Genomic DNA, 23,882 nt, shown 5'->3' with positions numbered 1-23,882 from the left:
CCTTAAATAAGCAGTCATATCAAAAATCTTTATCCCCTCCCCCATATAGATACACTAAAGGCAGGTGATTAATTTTGATAAGCAAAAAGTTGGTTTCAGAATGCGTGAAAAAAGACAAGAAAAAAACCTTACACAAGCTGCCAGACTAAGAATTTTACTAGATGACAATTGGAAAAACACGCTAGGGGTCTGGCACCTTAACCGCAAAAAACTGGGACAAAGTCCCTGTCCCTCCTGTCCCTCTAGGAGAAGCATGTACAAGAAGCTAGCGAATCAGCTCGAAATAAGCGAAAATAATGCAGAAGTTTTTTCCATTATGATTGCGGATATTGATGATTTCAAATTGTTTAATGATCAATATGGACATGCTTGTGGTGACCAGGTTCTCTTGGAAACTAGCCTGATCATTCAGAGTCATATTAATGAAAGAGGAACAGTCTCTCGCTGGGGTGGTGAGGAATTTTTAATATTTTTACCAAAAACAACAGAAATTGCAGCACGAGAACTCGCTGAATCTTTACGCAATAAAATTAATGACCATTTGTTTACCTATGAAAATTTCGACTTACAAATCAGACTTACATTAGGAGTAGCTGCATACGAAGAAGAACAATCGATATCAAGTATTATTAATAAAGCAGATCAAAAGCTACTTATTGGGAAGAGGAAAGGGAAAAATCAAGTTGTAAGTTAAATAAAGACGGTTCTTTTTCTTTCTTTTATTATGCAAAAGAATATAAAGAACCGTTCCAATTTAAACCTGTTCTTGATTACACTTGCTTTTTAATAGTTTGAAATCGTTTATTGTTAATCCGTGAGCTCCACTAACCCATCTACTTCTTTCTCTTTTTTTAACATTCCCTTATAAATACGAACCTGTCCTTTCTCACGTCTTGTTCAATATCTCGGCTGTAATAAGAAGTGATCCCCCCATAATTTTCACTCTCCTTAGGTTCATCGATTTCACCTCATAACCTGTTAAAATTACTCAAATAAATTCAAAAAAAAGGCCTGACCTCCAGTACGGTAAAGTTATACAGCACTAAGGATCAGGCAACCACCAATTCCGCTCCTAATCGGAACTATTCACCATTATTTCGGCCACCTGCTCTAGTCGGTAATAAAATGCCTTTCCAGCAGGAGTATCATGAATCCCAACTTCTTTAAATGCTTCTTCCATACATTTTAACCAGCAACGAGCTCTTTTCGGAGTGATTTCGAAAGGCAAGTGTCGTTCTCTCATGGCTGGCGGACCAAACTCTTCACTATAACGTGCAGGCCCTCCCAAAAATTGTGGTAAAAACATACACTGCTTCCTTTTTATTTCCTCCATATCACCTTCAAATAGTGGTCTTAACTCCGGATCGGCGTACACTCGAGGATAAAAGGCATCTACTAGTTTATCAATTGTTTCTTGCCCTCCGATTTCCGTAAATAATGTATGATGTTTTCTTTCCAAGTTTCACACCTACTTTCTGGTAATGAACCACGATCATCATTAAAAGTACACGAAATATAGTATTGTTAAGATGACCGCTGGTACAAACGCAACTATGTAAAGAACAGAAAGCTTAATAAAATGCTCTTTTTGTTTTTTGTTATAATCTTCCCCTTTTGGATTTATCCCAATCATGACCGTCGTTACCAAGCCAATGATACATAATAAGCCAGTGACAATTAAATACGGTATTAAATTCAAATCCTATTCACCACCTTTGTTTGTTTCATAAGATCTGCTAACAAAATTATCCACATATACATAAGTAACTTTTCAACTGTACCAATAGTATAAAGTAAACTCCGGTTCCCCCGATGTGATCTATATCACTGAATTATTCGAATTTTTAAACATTACTTTCACAAAGCCAGAATACAAAATTAGTTTCACAATATTATCGAACCTTTTGAAGTATACTACTAAGAAATATCAAAGCAACGGAAGCTTTAAAAGACTGCAGCAAAGGAGAGAGAATGACGAATATCGCTAACACAGTCGACCTAGGAGAGATAATAGTTGTTTCTATGGTTTTCAAATTAAATACTTATCAAGTATTTAAATTACTAGAAAATTGTGTAATGGAAGTATTTGAAAATAAAAAAGACTTTTTGAAAAAATACGTGGAAAAGGAAGTATATGACGAATTAGATGATTGGTGTGAGTTAAGTACTGGAAAGTCTTTACGAAAATAGAATAAACAAATGAAAAATCTTCAAATACCGTCAAGAACTGAGTAGGCCAAGAATTATTTTCATTGTGCCCCTTTTACTTTTTTCAATAAAGCTTTTGCTAATAGTATTTCTACTGTTCCAAATAGAAACATCAATAGCTGTAGCCAACTAGAGAGCCCCATCCAATACACTTGTGCAATAATCCATATAATCAGTGTTATACCTAAAGCAATACCTATGTATGCAGCAACCCTACTCTTAGAAAAGGATAGGACTCCTCCTGTTAGACTCCCAATCCCATGAATTAGTAAAAGAATGAATCCTGGAAGTAAATAACTTTGAAAAGGGGATGTTTCAATCATAGTAACAGACATTCCAAGTGCTTCTCCACTGGGATCTATGATAAACATAACTCCTGCTGGGATTGCCCCGATACCGATGAAGACTTGCAGGCTACCTAATCGCATAAACAACTTTGAGGATTGACTTTTCATCTCTTTCCCTCCTGGGCTAACTAAGATGGATTGGACAATTATTGTAATTATTCTCCACGTGAGGAAGTGAATCAATAGAATGACGAGTGAGGGAGCCAGTTTACATTGCTTTAGGTGTACAAATTCGTTTTTTTCTCAAATTGATAGAAAAAAGGGGTGACTAACATAGCAGTAAAAAACAACCCGAAACCAATAGATACATAAACGATAAACTCCAAGTCTAAATAATATCTAATGAAATATCCAGGCAAAAATAAAATGACGATCATTGGGATCATTGTTCTTAGGCTACTAGATGACGAAAGATGCTGCGTTTTCCCACATTGTGGGCATTCTTTGGACCAAAAAAACTTTATTGCTTGTATATAGTAATATGAGTGGTTACAAGACCAACATTTTGGCAATTTCACAGGGAATTCCTCCAGTATATTTCCGAAGCTGTCATAGTTCTATACTCTATTAAACTTCCTAAATCTTATATCATTATAACATGAGGTCCTAAATACATATCTACTAGCCTTACCTTTGTTGCAATCCTCTAAAATCAAAAAAGCACTAACTACTGTTAGCCCCTAGAGATAATACCTGATTTTTAATGTTGCTCCTTTTCCTTTATTGGGAGCATGCAGTATTTCATCTTTTTCCTTTTTCAATTCATACATTGCATCGCAACAACCTGGCATATTATGGATCCTTGATGGATAACCTCCTACTTTCTCATGAACACACTTAGACGTAATATCGATAAAATCCTCACCACTTTCTAAGGCCTCCATAATAAGGTTTTCAATTTCAGTTTTAAAGTCCGATTTAGATGGCATTTCAGTATACCCTAATGATAAGAATATAATTCTACTTTCAAACTATAAAACCTTTCATTAAACAATAGAATTTATATATAACACGAAATAACACATCTATCTTTTTTATAAAACAATAGATTACTAACAACTATTATATTTCAATTTACCTATAGTTCCAATGTTAAAATTACATTTATTACAAAACTGGCAAGTGCAAACCGTCCCCATTTACCGCGCTTCCTTCGTTTAGCAAAACGAAAGAAGCAAGAGGTCCGTCCCCTCGCTTTTCATTTTACTAACTATCCCCACCTTAAATTCATCGTTAATGTACAGCATCTTGATTCGACTGGTGCATCTGCGTATAAGTTGAGGGAAAAGGTGCCAGTCCCCCAGGAAATTAAAGCTTTAGCATGCTAGGGCTCTGGCACCTTAACCGGGACAAGGTCCCTGTCCCTCCTGTCCCTCCCTCGGATGCATAGAACACTTTGAATAATCCTATCCTATTAATGAAAAAAAGGAATACGTTCGTATGCCAATAATCATAGGAGGAACTAAATACTTTGGATTTAATTGATAAAGACTTTTTCAAAAAAGTGCTAATAAATAATTCCGATGATTTTATCAGTAAAATAGAAGAAATTGTTAGTCAGGCATCAGCAATCAGAGGAGGTATTGGAAAAAAAGAAAAGATGTCCCTTAGACGCGAAGCCAACGTGCTTACAAAATTATTCTTTAGAGATACCAACTTAGAAAATGCACATGCAACGCATAGTGATGAAATACTTACTTATACCTTTGTGGAAAATTTATTGGATGAGACCTCTCAAGAATTTGAAGAATGGTTGATCATGAGGGATGATTTATTGGAAAATATCCCTACATTATATTATATTTTCCTTAGATGTTTTGAAGTTATAAAATCATTGGAAAGTTGGAACCAGGATCCAATAGTTCGTAAAAATAATGAACCTATAAATATAAATTTATTTAATTACAAAGAATATAATATTGAAACTTTAAGCAGAGATCTATCTAATAATCTTAAAAACAATAGCATTTCATTTATATGCAATGTACTACAATATTGTCATGGTGCAATTAAATTATATCAAAATGACATTGATTTAATTTATGAGAGAGAGATTAGTGAAGCCAGGGTTATTGCAGAATATTGTTTTGCTAGAAGTATACCCACCGATTGGTTTGGTAAAGATTTGCTAACAGATTCGAACATGAAGGAACTGATGATTTTTAGCTCTAGCCAGTTAACGGATTGGTTAATAATGAGGGATACCCTTTTTGAAGACAATGAAAAAGACTTATATTATGAAATTGTCTTTCTTTTGGCAGCTGCTTTAGACGTCTAAATGGACGAACGGGGACCGATCTACTTCACCAGTTTTGTAATAATTGTAGTATTATTTATTTTCACAGGAAAAGGTGCCAGTCCACCAGGATATTAAAGCTTTAGCACGCTAGGGGTCTGGCACCTTAACTAGTTGATTTACCATAAGTCCGCAGTTAAGTTCATAGCTAAATTAGATAAAAACTCTCAAGAGAGAATTATAACAGGATTAAAAGGACTTTTATCCATTCCTCCTGAAGGAGACATTAAGAGCCTTAAAGGGTATAGGAGTTTGTATAGGTTGACATAAAAAATGGTGCGTGACCCCCGGTACTTTAAAGCCTTACTATACTGGGGTCACGCACCTTACTTGTCACTAAATATCGAATCATAAGAACCGTCCCGCTGATTCCCCGCGATTCTTCCTGAAATTCTTTAGTAAGTTTAGTAAGCGTAGTATGGATATGGTTGATACGGATATGGCCGATAATAAGGGTATGGTCGTGGTCTACCATATCCAAATCCAGGTGCTAAAAGTGCACCAGTTGCAAGCCCCCCTAAAAATCCTAAGCCTAATCCCACTCCAGGGCTAACAAAACCATAGCCAGGTCTTCCATATCCAAATCCCGGTCTACCGTATCCAAATCCTGACCCACCGTAACCAAAAACAGGTCCCCCCACTCCTCCAAACCCTGGGCTGATAATTCGTTGATCATTTACGTCCATTACTTGCTGATTCATTGCATCTGGTAAACGATGATATAAATAGTCATAAGTCAAAACAAAACCCTCCTAATTATGGTTATACACTAAAGGATATGCTTCACTTGCCTATTGGGTTTGGGGATATGCCTTATGTTAACAACAATTTATTATTTACACCCGAATGATTCAATAGGATCGCAGTTAACCTTCTTCTACTTATACAAATCTGTAATTTCACCTGATCCATCATCATTGGGGGTCATGCACTTTTTTTATGTAATACGTTTTTATTTGAACAAGTCACTAAAAATAAATTTAAGACATGCACTATCCTAATGGTAATTTTCATTTCAGTGATGCAATACCTAATCCCTTATTCAAGAAATTCCCGATTTACTTAAAGTCTCCTGCTGCACAGTATACGGATACTATGAAGTAGCTTTATTCAAAAAAATCTTGATTAAATGGACATCAGGACAGGTTGAAGCCAACTGGGACAAGATCCCCATGTCCCACCCAAGTCCCAAGGATTTTAGCTGAAATCAATTTCATGGAAATACACCTTACTACCTCAAAAGGGTAGTCAAAGGGTAGTCAAAAACATTAAATAATTTTAAAGCTGGCGGGCAATATAAGGGGAAATGTTTCCCTGTTTTCTATTACTTGAATAACTAGTAAGCAATTATACATTGTACATCATTAAATAAAGATTCTTGTGGTTCATTAAATTAAATTTTTCATCATTTATTATTATAACAAGAGATTGTATCCTCAAGTATCTTTAATAAAAATATACATCAATTTTTAAGAAACCCCAGATTAAAGGATATTTATTAAAAGGATAGGATGATTTATATTCCAAGGAATTAATTATATTTCACTATGACAAATATTATACATAGGAACATTGATAGACCAACTTAATATTATATTGTAACTATTAGAGCATTGTTTTAACTTTCGGGTTAAATAAGTGTAGATTGAGGCTAATAATATGCTATAGGTTATCCCCAACCTATAGCAGGTTTATTCATTAAACTCATTCTAATTATAACAGTTTGAAAGAACGTTCAAATCCTTCTCGAATTTATCGATTATTTCATCTAATCCTTTTTCAGAAGCAAGTTTTTTAATATCAATAAAAATAGTTGATATTACTTTAGGCATTCCTTGCCCCTTAATATTATATATAATCGTATCCCCATTCCTATCTTCAGGCAATGGATATACAAGTGCAGACAGAGGACACTTAGTAACTCGCGACCCCGCCATTACTTGATAGACATCCTCATTTTTTGGTTGCTTCGACCATGTCTTATACTTTGCATCTAGTAAAAATTTAGTCTGTTTATTTTCAAGTATTCGAACATCAGGTGTCGTATCTATTAAAACTTTTCCTTGCGATGTTACTCTACTAGCCATTTGCATTAAACTTGTTGACTCATCTGTAAAAGAATACTTTTTACTCCTTAAACAATAAGTCCATATTATCAGTTTCACTAATTTTTCAAAAATTGTGGAGGAGTCCCATAAAAATCCTTTAATTTTTAGGTCGCCCTCGTTATGCTCCAAACCTTTATTCGAAAAGACTAACTTCGCAATTTGAAGAGCATCGCTTAAATAATTGTATTGAGGTTGGAGGACTATGTTCTCGAGCTCAACTTTATTAGGAATTAGATAAGTTGCATTAAACCTGTTACCTAGCTGCTCTAACCTAACTGATAATCTTGAAGAATATACTGTTTTTGCCAATTCATAACAAGCCACCATAAGTGACTGATTTATCTTATTATCCGTTGTAAATTCATCAAATTTACAGGGAATTAAATGAGGCTTTAATAAGTGTTCTGTAAAGCGCGAAGAATCATAAGTACCTCTGTAAAAAGGTAATGCTTCTCGAGTCTCTGTATATGACCTTGGTAGACCAAATAAGAAACCTTTCTCGACTGAATTAATAAAAGTTTCTGCCATAAGATCTGGGAGAAGCGAATCACTACTTCTCGAAAAGGTGTAATCATCGTCAAACAAATTCTCTTGATCAGTTAAAAATAAAGCTCTTGTTAAAGCTATTCTCCATTTATTATCTTTACTAGAAGTTGATAGAAACTTGGGCACGACCTCTACTTGCAGCTTACCAATTTTTAAAAAACCAGTTATTCCTTTAGCGGCTAGTAATAGGCTTTTTCCCAGTACTGTAACTTCGAAAGGATTATTCCTTAAGCCTAATTTTTTTTTCCAGGTCTCATTTGTTTTGCTTATTTCTAAAAGAGCCTCTGTTAACTCAACTTTTGTTTCAAAACTAACAACAACCGGATTTTTTGAATACTCCTCTAACTGGACATAATCGGTACTCATTTCGCTAGAAACCTCATTATTTCCGCAACTTTATCACTATCAACATTTTTTAGTTTGACCATCTCAATAACCTGAAGTGTATGTCCGTCTCTTTCTCGATATGTATACGGATAAAAACCCGAGACACTAGAATCCGAAATCGCATCCTCAATTTTTAAGAATTTGTAAAGTTGAGATTCTTTATTTGCAAACCGTTCAAATAACTGGGGCATAATTAACCCTTCCCATGAAGACGCTAGCCTTTTGAATCCGTCTTTTTCATTAGAAGCATTGCCAACATCAAGTATATAAGAATGACCTAATTCAAATTCTTTTCCCAACATATCTGCTATAAAGTCATTTACTCTCTTTAAAAGTAAGTAGGCAGATACTTTAGAATCCCAAGATTTCGGTTTAGTTAAATCAATTGTACTAGTATCAATTTCAAAATGTCTTTCAATAAATTCATAACTCGGAGCAAATTCAATCTTTTTAAACCTTCTGGCTAACGCAGTGTCTAAAGGCGCTACCGCTCGATCAACGGAATTCATACTAGCAATTATATATATTGGGAATGGAAAATAATAAGGATATGGTAACTGAAATTTATTACCGTCCATCAGTATAACTTCTTCTGTCTTATCTGCATTTATTTTTAATTCAGGTAAAGGAATAGGTAACTTCATTGAATTATCATATCCGTTCTCATCAACTTTTCTTTTATCCGCATCTAAAAACGTTAGGACTTGTCCAAAAATCCTTGAGACATTTCCCCTGTTTAACTCATCAATGAACAGTATGCCTCTTTTGTATTGACCTTTAGGGTCAATACTAACAGCTAAATCCATTAATGTTCCTAATTTAGGTACTAATGTAAAACCACCAGCCACTGGTTCCATTTGTTTACCTATAACGAATTCTTCATAACTTAAGTTTTGATGGAAAGTAAGCCATTCTAACCTGTTATCTCCTTGGAAAAACTTTAACGGACTCTCTATATCTATAAGTTCAAATGGATTTGAAAAATCATGTTTAAATATCAGAGCTTTCTTAGCTGGTTGCTTTAAGTGTTCCCAGAGCCATTGCATAGCAAAAGTTTTTCCAGTTCCTGGCGGACCATATAGTAGTACATTCGGTGTATTCCGTAGTTCTTCTAGAATCTCTTCTACTTCTCTTGGTATGTCAGTATCATCATGATCAAAAAATATAACATCTGTTCTGTTACCAGTAAACATTTCTTCAAGACCTACACCCTTCGGCCAAGTTGTTGGCATCACACTGCTATCAATGTATCCAGCATGATATTCTCCATCTGTTGTCCTAATAATGTAAATTTGTAAGTAGTCCACATTAGTTACACTAGCAGCACCCACCGCACCCGTCGGAATAACCGGGAAACCGTTCTCTGTATTACTCCATGCATGGTGCCTATTTTTGTGTATCGCTTGATTACTCAATTTGTAATCGTTTCTATCCTGTCTAGGATCAAACTCAATATCTGAAATTTTTAAGGGCTGTCCAATTGTATCAGCATTAATGGTAATAATATTTCTTAACATATGATCACTAGTTTTCGGAATGTGATCGCCATATTCCAAAAACTCAATTAGTTTATCCTCATCAATTGCTAGGTTGATGTATGTTTGCCCACCTCCTCCAGCGACAGTACCTTTGGCTCTGTCTATATTCCATAGGTCTCCTGGAGTAATTTTTTTAAAGAAAATTGCATCAATAATCTTCATGATAAATTACCTCCCCCTTTTTCATAAGATATTATTACTACATCCAACATTATACAAAAATTACTATTTATAAACAAAAAATAAGCTATGAAAATTTTCTCATAGCTCTTTTTTAATCCAAAACAGAAATTCGTTTATTTTATTCTTGAGTTTGCTATTATTACTTCTAAATCTTTTATAAGTAAACTTACGTAAACTGACTTCGCCAAACTCCGAGAAAAGCTCAATTAACTCCTCTTCTGTTAATAATCCATCTTCACTATAACTTATTAAAAAGTTTGGGCAGTCCATGTTGCTAAAAATTGCCCTAAACGATTCACGTATCTTCACCTTTGAACAAAAGTTTGAATATTGATCTCTCCAAGGACGCAAACCACTTACCCCAACTGCCTCTGGTTCGTCTCCCCTTGCCAAAGTCTCTAGTATATGATAATTAGCAGCATACTGTCTTTTCATATACGGTGGGTCAATATAACATAAATCGGCTTTAATTTTCTTTGATACTTCTTCAGCGTAACCTTTGTAAACTTGATGTTTCGTTAAGCTTCCCCCTGTTTGAGCCAATAAATCCTGCTTAAAGCTAGGTTTAAACACAAAATGATCTAAAGCTCTTTTAATAAATTTAGCGTGATAGTGTCCGTATGTTCCAGATATGTTTGCAAAAGGATTTACAGCTAAAATTAAATCATGCCTTAGTAAGGCATTTTCATGTTCATTTATTAGATTTCGATCTTGCCAATCATTCAACTTTTTTAGTATAGAGTCTATTTTCATTGCATTCTCACTTGAGAAATATTTTCTAGGAGCTTCTCCGTTAGCTGGTGAACCACCGGGTGAGAATTCTTTAAAGAAATAACCCTCAATTGGCTTTAGATTATCTAAATAACGAATAACTTCCTCATAATGAAACTCCTTAGAAGTATCCCTTAAGCTAGGAACTTCATTCGCTAACTCGTTGAACCTAGGTGGCTCATCTATTAATAAGTTTACAATTGCATGGTAATATGAATAGGTCATAACATCAGATGCAATTACATTAAAACCTTCATTTTTTAAAGCAAGTGAAACACTTGCTGTGCCACACATAATATCCGCTACAGTTCCCTCAGTTCCAATTATATTCTTCACATCTTTTATAATTTCATGAGTAAGCTTTGATTTATTACCTATATATCTGTACATTCTTGTAGCCTTACCTTCCCTGTTTTGAAACTATTTTCGGAACAATTTTAACATCCTGAGGTAAAGTTAAAGCACTTATAGCCTTTAACTGTTCCGAATCGCGTATTCCGTTATTTATTAATATACAATCATTTGAATCAAGTTTGTATAACCCCGCAACTAGACTTTCTAATTCTATATCCAAATCATAATCATAGGAATTTATAAGTTTAGTTACAATTTCATGTATAGCAATTAACTGTGCCCGTTCATCCTTTTCATCTTCATTTATAATTGGTATGGGCAATTGCTTGACAATTTTCTGAGTAATATACGGATGAGATTTCCATTCGTTGTCACCATACTTTTTTAAATAATAATACAACATCACTCTAGAATTTAAGATTCCTAAAATAGATTCATGTGTGTAAACTGTTTGAAGGTTTTTCTTTAATGTAAAGTGAAAAACTGTTTGTGATGTTAAAAGTCCTTGCCTGTCCAATGTGGCATTAATTCCAACCCCAGTCTTTCGAATTAATATTTTCTCATTGTTCAAAGTCTCATTTTTGTAATTAACACCTTTAACATTCGGTTTAATGAAGTGTTTGGGAATACTTTTATATCTACTTACGTCCTCTCCAACAATTAAAGGAATCCAACCATATTTATTATTACCTTTTAAAACTATTGTTTTTTCCTTAAACTCTTCAACAGGTAATTCATTCTTACAATTGTAACAAATCACTTTTGTTTTGTCTTTTTTAGGTTGTGGTCTAGTTTGTTTACAATTAGGGCATTCTATAACTAATCCTTTTTTGGAAATCTCTACACCTCGACCTGTATCAAACATTTTATTCCAATCATTTTTACTCTTTTCAATTTTAGTTACTAATAACTCTTCTTCTTCTCTTATATCAATATCAAATCTAAATTCTGGATCAGCATAAAATCTTCTTTGATTTACAGTATGTCCTAAAGTCTTCTCCGCTTCACTTAATTTTAATTGGTTCATAAAAATTTTCTTTCTTATTTCTTTATTAAGCCTTACACACTTTGTTACACTGTTTTTATCAGGCTTTCTTTTTTCGACAATGATTACTACACAAGCTCTGTATACTTTAGGGAAGAAGCCTTCTCCTAATCGTGCTATCATCTTCAATTGGGTGTTTTTTAGTAATAATTCACGTAAATTTTTGTGTTCGGGTAAGAAAATAGAATCAGGCAAAATAAAAGCCATAATAGCACCTTCTTGAACAATTTTCAAAGACAACTCAACAAAAAGGTCATAACTATCATATTGTCCTACTGCTAATTGATAACCAGCGTCTTTTAACTCTGATCTACTATTTAGTATAGAAGCTCCCCAAGGGGGATTGGCAATTAATCCTTGTAATCCGGAACCACCTAAACTTTCTTTTAAAAGCTTACTCCACCCCATAGAAGTACTATTTTCTTCAATAGGTTTAATACTATTTGTATTTAATAACCTATAATTTCTATACTGATTGATATTGGAGTATTCTTTAATAAAACGCTTTTCAGCTTCCAAAACAGCATCATAATCAATATCTGCACCTAAAATATCATAATCTCTTTTATTTATAGACTCTGTGCAAAAATTGAGTCCAAGGTTGTGGTTCAATAACTCTTTTAATTTTAAGTTAATATTCCGTTCAAATGCTATTAGTAGCGAGGCGTCCCCACAAGCAGGATCCAATATTTTAAATGCCAATAATTTTTTAAATAAATATTCATTCTTCATATAATTATCTCTAGAACTATTACCCTTAAATAAGTTATTTGCTTCAACAGTGTATTTCTTTACAATATACTTTAATTGTACTTTTGCAACATAGTCTGCTAAATCATCTGGTGTATACACTGCACCTAAATGTTCTTTTTTATCTTCTAAGTTTAATAACATAAGCTTGCCCCTAACAAGAGTAATAATTAATATAATACTTTCTATATATCTACAAATTTCTTGTATAGAAAGTCAGCTCCTAACTAATATAATTATAGAACAAGAGTTTGCTTGAAGCAATAAAAAGACACTTATAACTGAAGTATTGAATAGATGTTTAGCGCAAATAATACAATAAGTACTTATACAACAACTCAATATTGAATAGAGGTTAACAATGAGTGACTTATCTTTGATAACGTTTTTTTAGGAAAGTATATAAAGGAAATTGTTTATAAGAGAAGATCAATTTTAAGAAGACATAAAGAGAAATTACTAAGTAATGATTTTTTCTTATACACCAAGCGTGAACAAATACATTTCAAAAGAATAAGGATAAATCGTAAAGTTACTTGCATTATGAAACTACGAGCATATAATATGCTAAATAAAATATGACAAATTATAAAAATCACAGAAACTAATATACCTTGTTAGGTGAAGTAATTAAAAATATCTTGTAAAACTTTCAAACATTAAGCCAAATTCCTCTTCATTATGAGGTTTGGAACTAAACGCAGCAAAAATTATAGATAGTTATTACACTTAGATACTACACAAAAAAGCGTTCTTTATTAACTCCCTTTCTACAAAAAGTGTTCATTTCAATTTGGCCTTAAGCCTATATCCATTAATACTTTTTCATTTATTGTATTTATGCAGTTACCATAATATTAATGATTATTGAGGTATTTTTACCTTGGAAAATGTTATAATATTCAATAGAGCTTGTCAGTGAGTTGTCTTAAATTATAAAATAATAGGAGGGATATCTTGAAAACTGATATTCTAGCCAAAATAGAAGAAGAAATTTTTGACTCAATAGATAGATATAAATCAATCCTTACTTTTCCTAGAACCAACAAAACGTTAACTAAGAATATTGAAGATATTATTGTCTTGGTTAATAATAATAAAGAAATTAGCAGATCAAACCTAAACCAAAAATTTATTGAAAACTATAATACCTCTATTAATACAGTACGGACCATAAGGCCAACCCTAGAAAAAGCAAATTTACTAATGACAGTTGATGAAAAAGTAAAAATAACTAAAATGGCCAGTGAATACCTAGTATCAAAAGATGTAGGTTACCTTTCTAAAGGATTTATTTACAATTATTATGGATTTCTAGAAATTCTTTATTTAGTACATAAAAAAAAGCCACAAAAAAGATCAGATATTTTAGAAGAATGGGTAGAACTATTTGAGGAGGAATTCGGGAAAAGATCACTGAACACAAATAAATTACAGTTTTATAAAATTTTCAAAATGCTAGAAGGTTTCAATTATATAATACTATCCGAAAAAAAAATGGACTTAAATATAGACGCTTTTCTACACTTAGAGAACATTGAAATTTAGTTATTAATATAGGTACAAAAAATCCCAAAAATGATACACGCTATATAACTATATAGCGTGTATCATTTTACTATCAGTATTATTCGGCGTTTTCTCAATTCATTTCCTTCCAATTCACAATGTTAATTGATGATACGAAAACGCCTTCAGTCCCCTATAAACATCTGTTGACTTTACTGAACTACATTTTGAAAATTATAATACAAACGGTTAAGTTCAACCATCAAAACAATCATCTCGCATTTCTAGCTTCGACTTTCATCTAAAAAATTGCAACCTTCCATAATTCCACAGCAATGAGAAATAAGAATTATTTTACCTCCCCAAATACACATGAACATTTTATTTGTATACGTTTTAAGTAAGAAACGAAGATGCCTCTACTTGTTATTTATGTTTTTCTTCTCCCCATAATTTTTTTAGAATTAATTTTCTCACATTATTCAACAATCAGAACACAGATTTGTTTATTACTAATGCAATGGTATTTTGAAGCACCATCTAACTGTTGATAAAAAGATGGAAATGGTACTATTTATTAAACGTTATTAATGTGTATAAAATTTCCTACTACCTTTTTAGACGTATTTATTCTTTTGTTTAAAATGACTATATTTAAGTTTTCTCCAAATTACGCACTTAACTACTTCTTACAATACTCACTACAAACGGGTAGTGAGACTTAATAATTGCAATTAGTTTCTTTTGCCAATTGTACTAAATTCAATTGGTTATATCTCTTTTGTGAAGTTATTGGGTATGTTGAATAAACATGATTTATGAAATCATTCCAATTTAAATATTTTGTATCCTCAATTATTTTATCAAGGATTGCCTTTTGGTTATCATTTAGAGATATATTAGTAGCAACATTACCATTTTTTTCTGTTAATCCAATACTTACTTTAGGCCTACCGAATGGTGTATATCCTGTTATAATACTTAATTTTTTATCTTTTATAGCAGTCTCATAGACATCAGGGACAAATGGCCCATAGTGATCAAAGAACCATTTGATTTTTGTAATTTGCTCACCGTGTCTTAAAGAATTCTCCCAGTCAGCTAAATAAACCAATTTTGTAAGTCTGGTTTTTGATAACTCTTCCTTATAGGGATAGTTTATTAGGAAATAATAAATAACATCTTTAATTTTTGCCATTTTTATCATCCTTTCCCCACTGGTAAATTATTTTCTTTTGATTCAAGAAGTAACTTCCCGAACTGACCATCCAAAGCGTCTCCAATAGTCTTCTTTTTGTCTCTAAAAGATTTGTCAATTGTTTCGAATACAATGACCGCAACAGGAGAGTTTTTATGATTAATAAGTTTTCTACAATAATAACATCTACTTTTCATTGATAATTTCCTAAGAACACCTTTTTCTATATTGGACAATTTAGAGACTCTATCTATATAATGATCCAATGAGTTATCGGGTTTCGGTAAATTTTCTTTATAAACCTCTTCTCCAGCCCAACATTGGCCTATAAACCCTTTATCCTTAGGATATGAATACCTACCCTTTTTATTAAAATCAACATTCAAAGAATGTCTTCCTATATTAATAAATTCATCATCGTGATACCTATAGATTGTAATTCTATCTTTGGAGGTTAGTCCAATTTCTTGGTATAGATGATTAACAATCATTGTTGGAGTTGCTTCTAAAGATTCAACTAGGGTATCTCGCTGATTTTCTACCGCACTAAGTTTTCTTTTCAATGCCGATATATTTCTTACAATTCTATTGGAGTGTAACCATGCAATAACTACAATGATTATCACCAAAGCTATAAACCAAGGGCTTTGTTCTATATATACGTTGACAGTAGGCAATGAAACAAGAATTGGTACAATTAATATTACAATACTTCCCCAATTCATTTTCCATTCTTTGAATACTTCAATTAACAGGTAGAGTTGACTCCACAAAAAGTAAATGGATTTTTTAAACATTAATATTAACTCCCAATTTTTCTAGTAATTTCAATTATATTATACGATAAAATAGGAATGTTTTTAATTAAAATTGTAGAAATTAGCATGTTATACTGATAATATTAAGCTCTCACAAATACCATTTGAAAACTTACTTTTTTGTATTTCGTATAAACTAAAGCTGGTTCTACAATATAATAAAACCTTTATACTCTTATTTGTGCCAATCCTCTTTTTAGTTATTACGAATTTTGAAATGACAGTAAATTTTGTTAGAAATTTAACAGCATGTTCTCAATAATTTTTACTGTGCTTTTTTGATTTGGCCCTCAATATCTTCTCGCAACGTTCTTTTGTTCAATTTGAAGTTGAAATTCCATGCCTTAATGAACTTTTGACAACACTTTTGCATTTCCTTAGTTCATAGGCCTCCCCCATTCTCACCATCTATTATGATAAATCGTTTTTGGATTTACGCCTTTGTACATATCAATTTGATCGCTGTTTCAATTACCTAATACTAGCATTAGATTGAGTATTACACATATTATCATTTATATATAGTTTCGTATTCTGTATCTCAAATTATTGCTATTTAGTAGTGGTAGACTAAATTTTTTATACAACATGCCAGTTTGAACCAGTTTATGGTTATATCACTCCCACAATATACTCTATTCTTTGTTATTAGGATATTGAATTAACAACTCTTCTAAATGAATGATTATATTGGTCAGTCTCTGCCTTCGACTATTGAATATCTCTTCCTTTAAATCATTATATAAATTTTTAATTTTTTCTAGTGACATTGCAAATATAATAATTAGAATAAATCCTATAATAGCAAAATTTATCGCTTCTTCTATTACCGTACTTCTACTGAATAATATATCAATTAGCTTAATCCATATTGGTAAAAATAAAGCTAAGAATACACCAGGTGGAATAAAAGGTGATACTTTGTTTTTAGCATATTCACGATTACACAAATTAATAATTAAATTTAATTTCTTTTCTGAATATAAATCATTACCTTCTAAGTAAGATTTGAGTAACTTAGTTTTCAATTTATAAAAATCGTTATTACTCCATAATAAATTCGAGCTTACAATTCCGTATTTTTTTAATAAAACATTTTTTGCATTCTGATTAATTACGATAATCAAATAAATATTTATTACCAACAAAGTTAACATAAAATAAAGACTTGGTAAAAATATTTTTGTCTGAAATGAAAAAGATAATAGAAATACTATTACAGAGCCTATAAAAATACTAAATACAATCCAAAATACACAAAACTTCCTTTTAAAATATTTGAATACAAGACTATAGTTACTTAAATTTTTCTTATAATATTCGATTAATTCCTCTATCATAAAATATCACCTCGCAACCGGAAGACTTATTTAAATAATTTCTTAATAAATTTAAATAAACCCCTCTTATTAATTTCCTGTTTTCTCTTCTCTTTTCCCCTAATTTTATTCACTTTTTCTTCTGTCCAGTTTTCTGCCCATTCAATATAACCGTCTCTAATCCAATAATGTGATCTGCAAGAATATGACCAATTACCAATTGAAGGAGAAAGCGAAACACTTTCTCCATTATAGATTAGCTTCCAATCACTTGGTGAAATTGGCGTTACAACCTCTTCACCACATCCACAAGCACACTTATGGATAGCCGTATTATAGTCTAGACTAATATATATCTTATTTTCTTGTAGTTCATCTTGAATAATTGTTTGAAAAACGTGGTTGATCTTCTTTGTCTTCATTTATCAGTTCTCCAATATTTATAGAGTAGGTTGAATCATGTTCTTTTAGTGCATCTTGATAAAAACCATTAATCTTTTTCCATTTAACAACCGCTAAAGCAGCATTTAATGCATTAAGTTCTGCTATTTGTATATTCGTTGAGTATGCATCCCTTGCACTATCTACAAAAGAAATTCTGTTTATTAAATGATCATTTTTCTGAGATGTTCCAGTAGTAACCCTAACATCGCCTATTAAAGAATCATTCACTGTTTGAACTCCAATGCCAACATCAATAAAAGATATTTTGTTTTCTAATAAATAATCTATTATTCTTTTTTTTATTTCTCCATCATCAATCGAGATAAAGACAAAATTAGTCATTAATAACTCTTCAATATTTTCACCATTAATAAAATAACTATGGCAGATTATGTTCTTATGCATATTGCTATATATATTACTAAAATACTCTGCCTTTTTTTTCTGTTCTTTTAAAGAATCAATAGTTGGTGCTCCAGGAGCTCTAAATGCATTATGCTGCAAAAAAGTGTCCCCTTCAAAAATATGAATCTCAGAAACCGGTGTCTTGCTAACCAGATCTAAAATGTATCCTCCCGTACCACCAAGTCCAACAATACCTATTTTCTGGCCACTTAATTTTTGTGATATTTTTTCAATGCTTGCCCTACTTGAATTTGTATCTAAATACTTAAAAACTGACTCTTCACTCGATACAATCGGTTTATACGTTCTAACTTCGACTGATTCGTTTAGTGAATAAGCTGGAGCCATTAGTATATCGATATAGGTCGTAAATTTTTGGTAGCAATCCTTATATCCATCTTTTGGTTTATTTGAAAACGAATGATTTATTGTAATAGATTCTGCCAGAGTTTTGTAGATTGACTGGTGTTTTATACCAGTTAGGATAGACCCTTGTTTATCACAAGGGTGTTCTCCTTTAAAGTAAATTACATGACTATCCGGTCTTGTTGTTTTATCTCCCACTAAACAGAGGGTTGATACAAGTACTCCATACTTAATTTCTTGATTTGAATTAACATATGGTACATGGTGAATTAGAGCGTAACCACCAATAATTTCAAGTTCATAACCTTCGTCTCTTAACCTTTTTAAATCTGTACTACGATTTATCAGTTCTTGTGACATTGATAATCATACCTTCCTTTATTGTGATGACATCTCCTTCTACCATTGATCCCTTATCTTCATGCTTACCTTTAGAATATTTAATTGTATAAACAATATTTTGATTGTCCTCAATGCTACCAAAAGCTAGTTTTATAATCTCTTGATAAGTCATTTTTTTAACATCAACCTCTTTAATTCGACCATTTATTATAATTGAATTTCCTTTTTTTTTATTCAATGTGATCCCTCCGGAAAATTTATTTGTATTTTCTAACAAATTATTGTAAAATTAAGCTAATAATTTTTTTATATACATAACTTTTTGGTGGGGAGGTCCTTTTAGGATTTTATTTCCCACTTTTTTTTAATACGAATTTTTTGACTCTTCATTCTCGCTATCGCTATCGATGTCGGTTCTCTGCACTTCGTTTGGCATCTCAAACTTCTCCCCCCTCCTCTACAGGTGTTCAATTTCAAAATTGAACACCTGTATCTTAAATGTATTCAATTTCAAAATTGAATACACGTTTTATATAAAACCTGTTTGTTAGAACAGGCTTTTATATACATATTGTCTTCCACCTTCTGCAATTTGAACTTCTTCTCTAGAAATTAAGCGTTTTGCATGTAGCTTGGAAAGTTGAGTACTTGCAGTGTTTAACTTTTTACCAAAATTAATTACAACATCTCTAGCCGTCACTTCTTTTTTTGTATAAACAAATTCAAGTATTTCATTGAGTGCATCTTTTGTCCCGCCTAAATAACCTATAATAGAATACGACTCTCCAACTTTTGCAACGGTACATAATTCTTCAATTATGAATGTACTTTCAATATTATATTCATGGTCAAAATCATCTTGGGAACTTAAGTTATCCAAAAATAAATATTTATCAACCTTATATTCTTTATATTGTTCAATCATCCATTTAACTGGTTTAGCAATTACTTCATCTATTCCTGATGCATTTGCATCACCTATTTGCTTCATATCTAATCTAAAAATAGTCTTAGAAGGCGCCTTGATAATCTGATCCATTACTAAGTTATTAACTTGTTTTAATTTTGGACGACTTAACAAGTTTAACGGTTCTTTGGAATTATTTACACTCAAATCAACAGTATTCATAGTTTTCGCCCCTTCGACTTCAATTACATTTTTGAAATCTATCTTTATTTAATAATATAAATTAATTATTGTCAAGCAAAAGGATAGGTAACCTTCAACTGAAAGAAGGTCCCGAAATAAATAGTACCTTTACTTATAGGGGTAACTCCATTTTCGGTAATTTTATAAACAGTATTATTAGTACATAAGTTTAATATTACCTCATTTGATGGATGAAATGCTTTTCTTTTAACATCCATTAAACCATTCCCTCTTCCATCTTTTCCAAGTCTTGAAGCCTTTGTCATAATAGCATCTCTTACAACTTCATCCGGAGACTTTCCTTTCAAAGTTGTTTTTAAACTTTCATAAATACCTATTCCACAATCAACCACAGCAATCTCCATTTCTTTTTCCTCAGCATTATTCTTGATAGATATAAAACAAGGTGACTCAGTGTGATCAATTACATTATTACCCAACTCCGTAATAAATGTTTGTATATTAGAAAGTTGTGGTCCTCGTAATCCATTGCTCCTTAAAATCATTTTCACAGAATTATTTATATCTTCAATATCATCATTATTAAAGGCTTTTTTTGTTTCCAATAATTCTGTTTTCAAATTGGACCTACTTCGATTGTAAATTTCTCCCATAATCATTTGCTCTTCAAATTGGGATTTAATATTTTGACTACAAACCTCAAAAAAATTCATTCTTTCCATATATTTAACAGGTCTTTCATCAATAGGCACCTTAATTTTTACTTCATATTTCCCCTCAAGAAAATAAAATATAGATAGTAGGCTAGTATATCCTATGGGGGTTATATACCTTAACCCACTTAAATCTATTAAAAGAGGTTCCTGTGGTTCCATATTATTAGTTACTACAATTAATTTATTTAGAACGTCATGGATTGCATCAACAGTAGAGAGCTTATTAAATGGTTTTATCTTCATTAAAATAGCCACCTTCAGCTTATTATCACCATCCAATTATACCATATAGTATATAATCACTCTTACCTAACAATGCTCCAAATCGGCAAAATTATGAGCTTACTTATCTATGAATTATTATCTGCTTAGGATAATAAATGATCTTTTATATTTATGAAAATTTTTTTAAGTAAAAATTCCAATGATAATTCTAGATTGCTATAAATTATCTTTTTCGACTTGATCTAGAAGTTGTTCTAAAGAATAGTTAATAAACTTTGTTTTAAAACCTTTAGGTTGTTTTCTAGCTAAGATATCTAGACGTTTAATGATATCATTACGAATTAGAAAAGTTTTTCTTGTATGAGTCTCCTCAATAGTTTGCTTACTTTTTTCTTTTTCAATAATACTCTAGAATGAGATTTGTTCTTCATATTGGCAATCTATATTAGATTCAGCATCTTTACGGGTGTTGCCACCTATATTTGTTCCATTTAGTTCTAATAACTTACTAGCATCGTTGTACTCTACATTCTTTTCGGCGCCTAGAAATTCCCCCTTACTATTTTCTGAGTATCTATCTAACAATAAATTGGCTGCTTCTTCAACTGAACAATCTAGCAGTTTACTAATCTCCATTAAAGTTGAAAGTGTCCTTTTGTCTACAGAGGTATTTATACCCATATTAAAACCACCTTATATTACGTAATATTTATATTTAATATACTAACATAATATACTTGGCTACAGAAATGTAACTTAATTTATTTATCTAACTTTTTTAACCTGTTTATAAATTGTGCTTCTAGGTACTCCAGTTAGGTTTACAATATCATTAACACTCATGCCATTTTCTTCTCTTTCATTAAATAACTTTAGTGCCCTATCAACATTTTTATCAGGTTGCCCTGGTCTCCCCATATGTTTTCCTTGCTTCTTCGCACGTTCTCTGCCCTCCGTAGTTCTTTCAACTATTAGTTCTCTTTCAAACTGGTCAAATGATCCTAAAATGTTAAAGAGCAATGTTTGGATACTGTTAGTGTCATTTCCAGCTTTAAACTCCATGTTGTCTTTTAAGAAGTGAACACTAATTCCTTTTTCATTTAATTTTTGAACTATGTTATTAAGGTCAATAATTGAACGAGCCAACCTGTCAATTTTTGTGACAACTAATGTATCTCCTTCATCCATAAAGTCAATCGCTTCTGCAAGTTGCTCTCTTTTAACAGTATTCGTTCCCGTTACTTTTTCTACAAAGATTTTCCTGCAGCCCGCTTCTGTCAATAGTTCTCTTTGAGTTGCCAAGTCTTGTCCAACTGTAGAAACTCTAGCATAACCAATTTTCATTCCTGAACCTCCTGTCTAAAAGTTTATAATCTTTTATATATTTACTTATAGACTAACTTTTAGACATTTTTGAGTATTAAATATGTATGTTTTGAAACAATTTTATTAAGTGTCTAAAAGTTAAAACTTTTGAACACTTATTAATGTAAAAAATTGTTATCCGTATGACGGATAACAATTTTTAATAGAAAATATTTTGTTAGCTAAACATCTTTAATAAAATTTATTAATGAAATTAACCTCTACAATTTAAGTACTATAATATGTTCATTAACTTTTAAACTAATGCATCTGCTTTTTTAAGAACAGATGTGTCACTAATTCATGGAGAATGTTATATTACAACTCATTATTTAGTAAGTACGTTACTCATAAGGGAAACAAATATTTGATGGAACTTCGTTAGTGAGCTAGATAATTCTATAGGATTGAAAAAAGATAAGCCCCCAATACTATGAGTTAGCCACTATAGTGGGGTACTTATCTTCCCTACTGGCCAATCCCCTTTGTGTAGGGATAAGCTATTATACTGACCGATAGTGTTGAGACCACTGTCGACCAATTATTTATATTATACCTTATAATACATTAATTCCCAAAACTTTTAGTGGTCTCACACTATTAAATATGTATTTATTCAAAAAAATTGTCATTTTTTTTATAAAATGTAATTGTTTTTTATAATATTTTTATTAGCTAATGATCTTATAATCAGAAAGGAGTGGATCATATGTACTTATAATTAAAAAGATTGAAAAAAGTTCTTTTTCCAAAGCAAACTATTTCGTGATTAAACTGTAACCTATTTTTGAAACTTAATTTTCCTATTGCATCTCTTCTGCTTCGTTCTTTACTTACCTCTTTGAAATCATCAAAATACTCTCTCAACTTAGCTTACCAATCTAACTTATCTTATTCACTTCATTTTTTTCATGTCATTTAATAAAATTTAATAAAAGTTATTGGAGGATTTTAAATGGAAGTAAATAAACCAATATTTCTAACTGAAAAAGATCTAAGTAATATTATAGCTAAAATGTTAGAAGAGTCTCACGTTAAAAATGAAATTGAACTAGCTAAACTTTTAAAAGCAAATAAGATGGCACTGCGTCGGTTATTCCAAAAAAAAGATGCAATTACAACAATTCAATTTTTGTTATTAGCAGAGAGATTAGGTTACACCGTTGAGCTGCATAAAAACAAAGCAATACTATAAATCACAAAATTAAAATCTTATTTTGATTTTATTTATCTGTTGCTATAGACAAAATAAGTCTATAGGAACCATAATTAGCTAGTAATTGGGTTTATATTAGAAATCATAATTTACCTTATGTAAGCTAGCTCCTTTAACTTTAAAAGATCGTTTTAATTCTCAGCATTTATACGCGGATATTTTATTGATACACGGTATGATGATAATGTCCCCTGCTTTAAATTACTAACCTAAAATGGGGGACACATCTACCAAATCCTTTTGAAGTAAATTCCTTATATGATACACATCATACCTAAGAGAAACCTACGATTTCATTATCCTACTGTCCAAAAT

General features: G+C 31.6%; 25 protein-coding genes. 5 read left to right on the top strand and 20 right to left on the bottom strand.

Annotation, left to right across the window (positions count from 1 at the left end):
- Window positions 1-100 precede the first annotated feature (100 nt).
- A complete protein-coding gene (locus tag QA612_RS20235; protein ID WP_278285648.1) occupies window positions 101-694 on the top strand; it encodes a GGDEF domain-containing protein in 594 nt (197 codons plus the stop codon).
- 378 nt (window positions 695-1,072) lie between these two features.
- On the opposite strand, the gene QA612_RS20230 is transcribed toward QA612_RS20235, so the two are convergent.
- Complete coding sequence (locus QA612_RS20230) at window positions 1,073-1,459, bottom strand: globin domain-containing protein (RefSeq protein ID WP_278285647.1); 387 nt, start codon at window positions 1,457-1,459, stop codon at window positions 1,073-1,075.
- A 39-nt stretch (window positions 1,460-1,498) separates the two neighbouring features.
- Window positions 1,499-1,699 carry a hypothetical protein gene (locus QA612_RS20225; RefSeq protein ID WP_278285646.1) on the bottom strand — a complete coding sequence of 67 codons (201 nt, stop codon included), beginning with the start codon at window positions 1,697-1,699 and terminating at the stop codon, window positions 1,499-1,501.
- Between the two features lie 272 nt (window positions 1,700-1,971).
- On the opposite strand from QA612_RS20225, the gene QA612_RS20220 reads away from it, so the two are divergent.
- Window positions 1,972-2,190: a hypothetical protein gene (locus tag QA612_RS20220; RefSeq protein WP_278285645.1), complete on the top strand. Its 219-nt coding sequence runs from the start codon at window positions 1,972-1,974 to the stop codon at window positions 2,188-2,190.
- 59 nt (window positions 2,191-2,249) lie between these two features.
- On the opposite strand, the gene QA612_RS20215 is transcribed toward QA612_RS20220, so the two are convergent.
- The 3 genes from QA612_RS20215 to QA612_RS20210 all read right to left on the bottom strand — a co-directional run bounded on the left by QA612_RS20215 (window position 2,250) and on the right by QA612_RS20210 (window position 3,484).
- Window positions 2,250-2,663 carry a hypothetical protein gene (locus QA612_RS20215; RefSeq protein WP_278285644.1) on the bottom strand — a complete coding sequence of 138 codons (414 nt, stop codon included), beginning with the start codon at window positions 2,661-2,663 and terminating at the stop codon, window positions 2,250-2,252.
- Window positions 2,664-2,773: 110 nt separating this feature from the next.
- The gene (locus tag QA612_RS22535) at window positions 2,774-3,073 is read right to left on the bottom strand and encodes a TIGR04104 family putative zinc finger protein (protein WP_481804459.1); all 300 of its coding nucleotides are present in this window, start codon (window positions 3,071-3,073) and stop codon (window positions 2,774-2,776) included.
- A 162-nt stretch (window positions 3,074-3,235) separates the two neighbouring features.
- Complete coding sequence (locus QA612_RS20210; protein ID WP_278285643.1) at window positions 3,236-3,484, bottom strand: hypothetical protein; 249 nt, start codon at window positions 3,482-3,484, stop codon at window positions 3,236-3,238.
- A 542-nt stretch (window positions 3,485-4,026) separates the two neighbouring features.
- On the opposite strand from QA612_RS20210, the gene QA612_RS20205 reads away from it, so the two are divergent.
- Window positions 4,027-4,833 carry a hypothetical protein gene (locus QA612_RS20205; protein WP_278285642.1) on the top strand — a complete coding sequence of 269 codons (807 nt, stop codon included), beginning with the start codon at window positions 4,027-4,029 and terminating at the stop codon, window positions 4,831-4,833.
- Window positions 4,834-5,255: 422 nt separating this feature from the next.
- Here QA612_RS20205 and QA612_RS20195 read toward each other — a convergent pair whose 3' ends face one another.
- From QA612_RS20195 to QA612_RS20175, 5 genes are all read right to left on the bottom strand, one after another.
- Window positions 5,256-5,537 carry a spore coat protein gene (locus QA612_RS20195; protein WP_278285675.1) on the bottom strand — a complete coding sequence of 94 codons (282 nt, stop codon included), beginning with the start codon at window positions 5,535-5,537 and terminating at the stop codon, window positions 5,256-5,258.
- Between the two features lie 1,023 nt (window positions 5,538-6,560).
- Window positions 6,561-7,871, bottom strand: a complete 1,311-nt coding sequence (locus QA612_RS20190; RefSeq protein ID WP_278285641.1) for a 5-methylcytosine restriction system specificity protein McrC — start codon at window positions 7,869-7,871, stop codon at window positions 6,561-6,563.
- Complete coding sequence (locus QA612_RS20185; RefSeq protein ID WP_278285640.1) at window positions 7,868-9,592, bottom strand: AAA family ATPase; 1,725 nt, start codon at window positions 9,590-9,592, stop codon at window positions 7,868-7,870. Before QA612_RS20185 ends, QA612_RS20190 begins: the two co-directional genes overlap by 4 nt.
- Before the next feature lie 99 nt (window positions 9,593-9,691).
- Entirely contained in the window at window positions 9,692-10,774 is a 1,083-nt protein-coding gene (locus QA612_RS20180; protein WP_278285639.1) for a DNA adenine methylase, read from the bottom strand.
- A 10-nt stretch (window positions 10,775-10,784) separates the two neighbouring features.
- Window positions 10,785-12,677, bottom strand: a complete 1,893-nt coding sequence (locus tag QA612_RS20175) for a TaqI-like C-terminal specificity domain-containing protein (RefSeq protein ID WP_278285638.1) — start codon at window positions 12,675-12,677, stop codon at window positions 10,785-10,787.
- 813 nt (window positions 12,678-13,490) lie between these two features.
- On the opposite strand from QA612_RS20175, the gene QA612_RS20170 reads away from it, so the two are divergent.
- Window positions 13,491-14,081 carry a hypothetical protein gene (locus tag QA612_RS20170; protein ID WP_278285637.1) on the top strand — a complete coding sequence of 197 codons (591 nt, stop codon included), beginning with the start codon at window positions 13,491-13,493 and terminating at the stop codon, window positions 14,079-14,081.
- Window positions 14,082-14,763: 682 nt separating this feature from the next.
- Here the strand turns inward: QA612_RS20170 and QA612_RS20165 are convergent.
- The 10 genes from QA612_RS20165 to QA612_RS20120 all read right to left on the bottom strand — a co-directional run bounded on the left by QA612_RS20165 (window position 14,764) and on the right by QA612_RS20120 (window position 22,330).
- Window positions 14,764-15,240 carry a Panacea domain-containing protein gene (locus QA612_RS20165; protein ID WP_278285636.1) on the bottom strand — a complete coding sequence of 159 codons (477 nt, stop codon included), beginning with the start codon at window positions 15,238-15,240 and terminating at the stop codon, window positions 14,764-14,766.
- A gap of 5 nt (window positions 15,241-15,245) precedes the next feature.
- Window positions 15,246-16,037 carry a hypothetical protein gene (locus tag QA612_RS20160; protein ID WP_278285635.1) on the bottom strand — a complete coding sequence of 264 codons (792 nt, stop codon included), beginning with the start codon at window positions 16,035-16,037 and terminating at the stop codon, window positions 15,246-15,248.
- Between the two features lie 656 nt (window positions 16,038-16,693).
- Window positions 16,694-17,398, bottom strand: coding sequence for a hypothetical protein (locus QA612_RS20155; RefSeq protein ID WP_278285634.1), 705 nt, complete (start codon window positions 17,396-17,398; stop codon window positions 16,694-16,696).
- 26 nt (window positions 17,399-17,424) lie between these two features.
- A complete protein-coding gene (locus QA612_RS20150) occupies window positions 17,425-17,799 on the bottom strand; it encodes a ubiquitination-like system serine protease family protein (RefSeq protein ID WP_278285633.1) in 375 nt (124 codons plus the stop codon).
- Complete coding sequence (locus tag QA612_RS20145) at window positions 17,750-18,952, bottom strand: ThiF family adenylyltransferase (protein ID WP_278285632.1); 1,203 nt, start codon at window positions 18,950-18,952, stop codon at window positions 17,750-17,752. Before QA612_RS20145 ends, QA612_RS20150 begins: the two co-directional genes overlap by 50 nt.
- Window positions 18,927-19,172 (bottom strand): multiubiquitin domain-containing protein, encoded by a 246-nt coding sequence (locus QA612_RS20140; protein WP_278285631.1) that lies wholly within the window; start codon window positions 19,170-19,172, stop codon window positions 18,927-18,929. Before QA612_RS20140 ends, QA612_RS20145 begins: the two co-directional genes overlap by 26 nt.
- A gap of 309 nt (window positions 19,173-19,481) precedes the next feature.
- Window positions 19,482-20,063 (bottom strand): hypothetical protein, encoded by a 582-nt coding sequence (locus tag QA612_RS20135; RefSeq protein WP_278285630.1) that lies wholly within the window; start codon window positions 20,061-20,063, stop codon window positions 19,482-19,484.
- Between the two features lie 71 nt (window positions 20,064-20,134).
- Window positions 20,135-21,016 carry a hypothetical protein gene (locus QA612_RS20130; RefSeq protein ID WP_278285629.1) on the bottom strand — a complete coding sequence of 294 codons (882 nt, stop codon included), beginning with the start codon at window positions 21,014-21,016 and terminating at the stop codon, window positions 20,135-20,137.
- A gap of 378 nt (window positions 21,017-21,394) precedes the next feature.
- Window positions 21,395-21,667, bottom strand: a complete 273-nt coding sequence (locus QA612_RS20125) for a hypothetical protein (RefSeq protein WP_278285628.1) — start codon at window positions 21,665-21,667, stop codon at window positions 21,395-21,397.
- Between the two features lie 84 nt (window positions 21,668-21,751).
- Window positions 21,752-22,330, bottom strand: coding sequence for a recombinase family protein (locus QA612_RS20120; RefSeq protein ID WP_278285627.1), 579 nt, complete (start codon window positions 22,328-22,330; stop codon window positions 21,752-21,754).
- A gap of 976 nt (window positions 22,331-23,306) precedes the next feature.
- On the opposite strand from QA612_RS20120, the gene QA612_RS20115 reads away from it, so the two are divergent.
- The gene (locus QA612_RS20115; protein WP_278285626.1) at window positions 23,307-23,546 is read left to right on the top strand and encodes a hypothetical protein; all 240 of its coding nucleotides are present in this window, start codon (window positions 23,307-23,309) and stop codon (window positions 23,544-23,546) included.
- Window positions 23,547-23,882: the final 336 nt, after the last annotated feature.

This window comes from Evansella sp. AB-P1, from assembly GCF_029688925.1.
Taxonomy (GTDB): Bacteria; Bacillota; Bacilli; order Bacillales; family Salisediminibacteriaceae; genus Evansella.
Note: the sequence above shows the minus strand (reverse complement) of the source record. Positions and strands in the feature narration are given on the sequence as shown.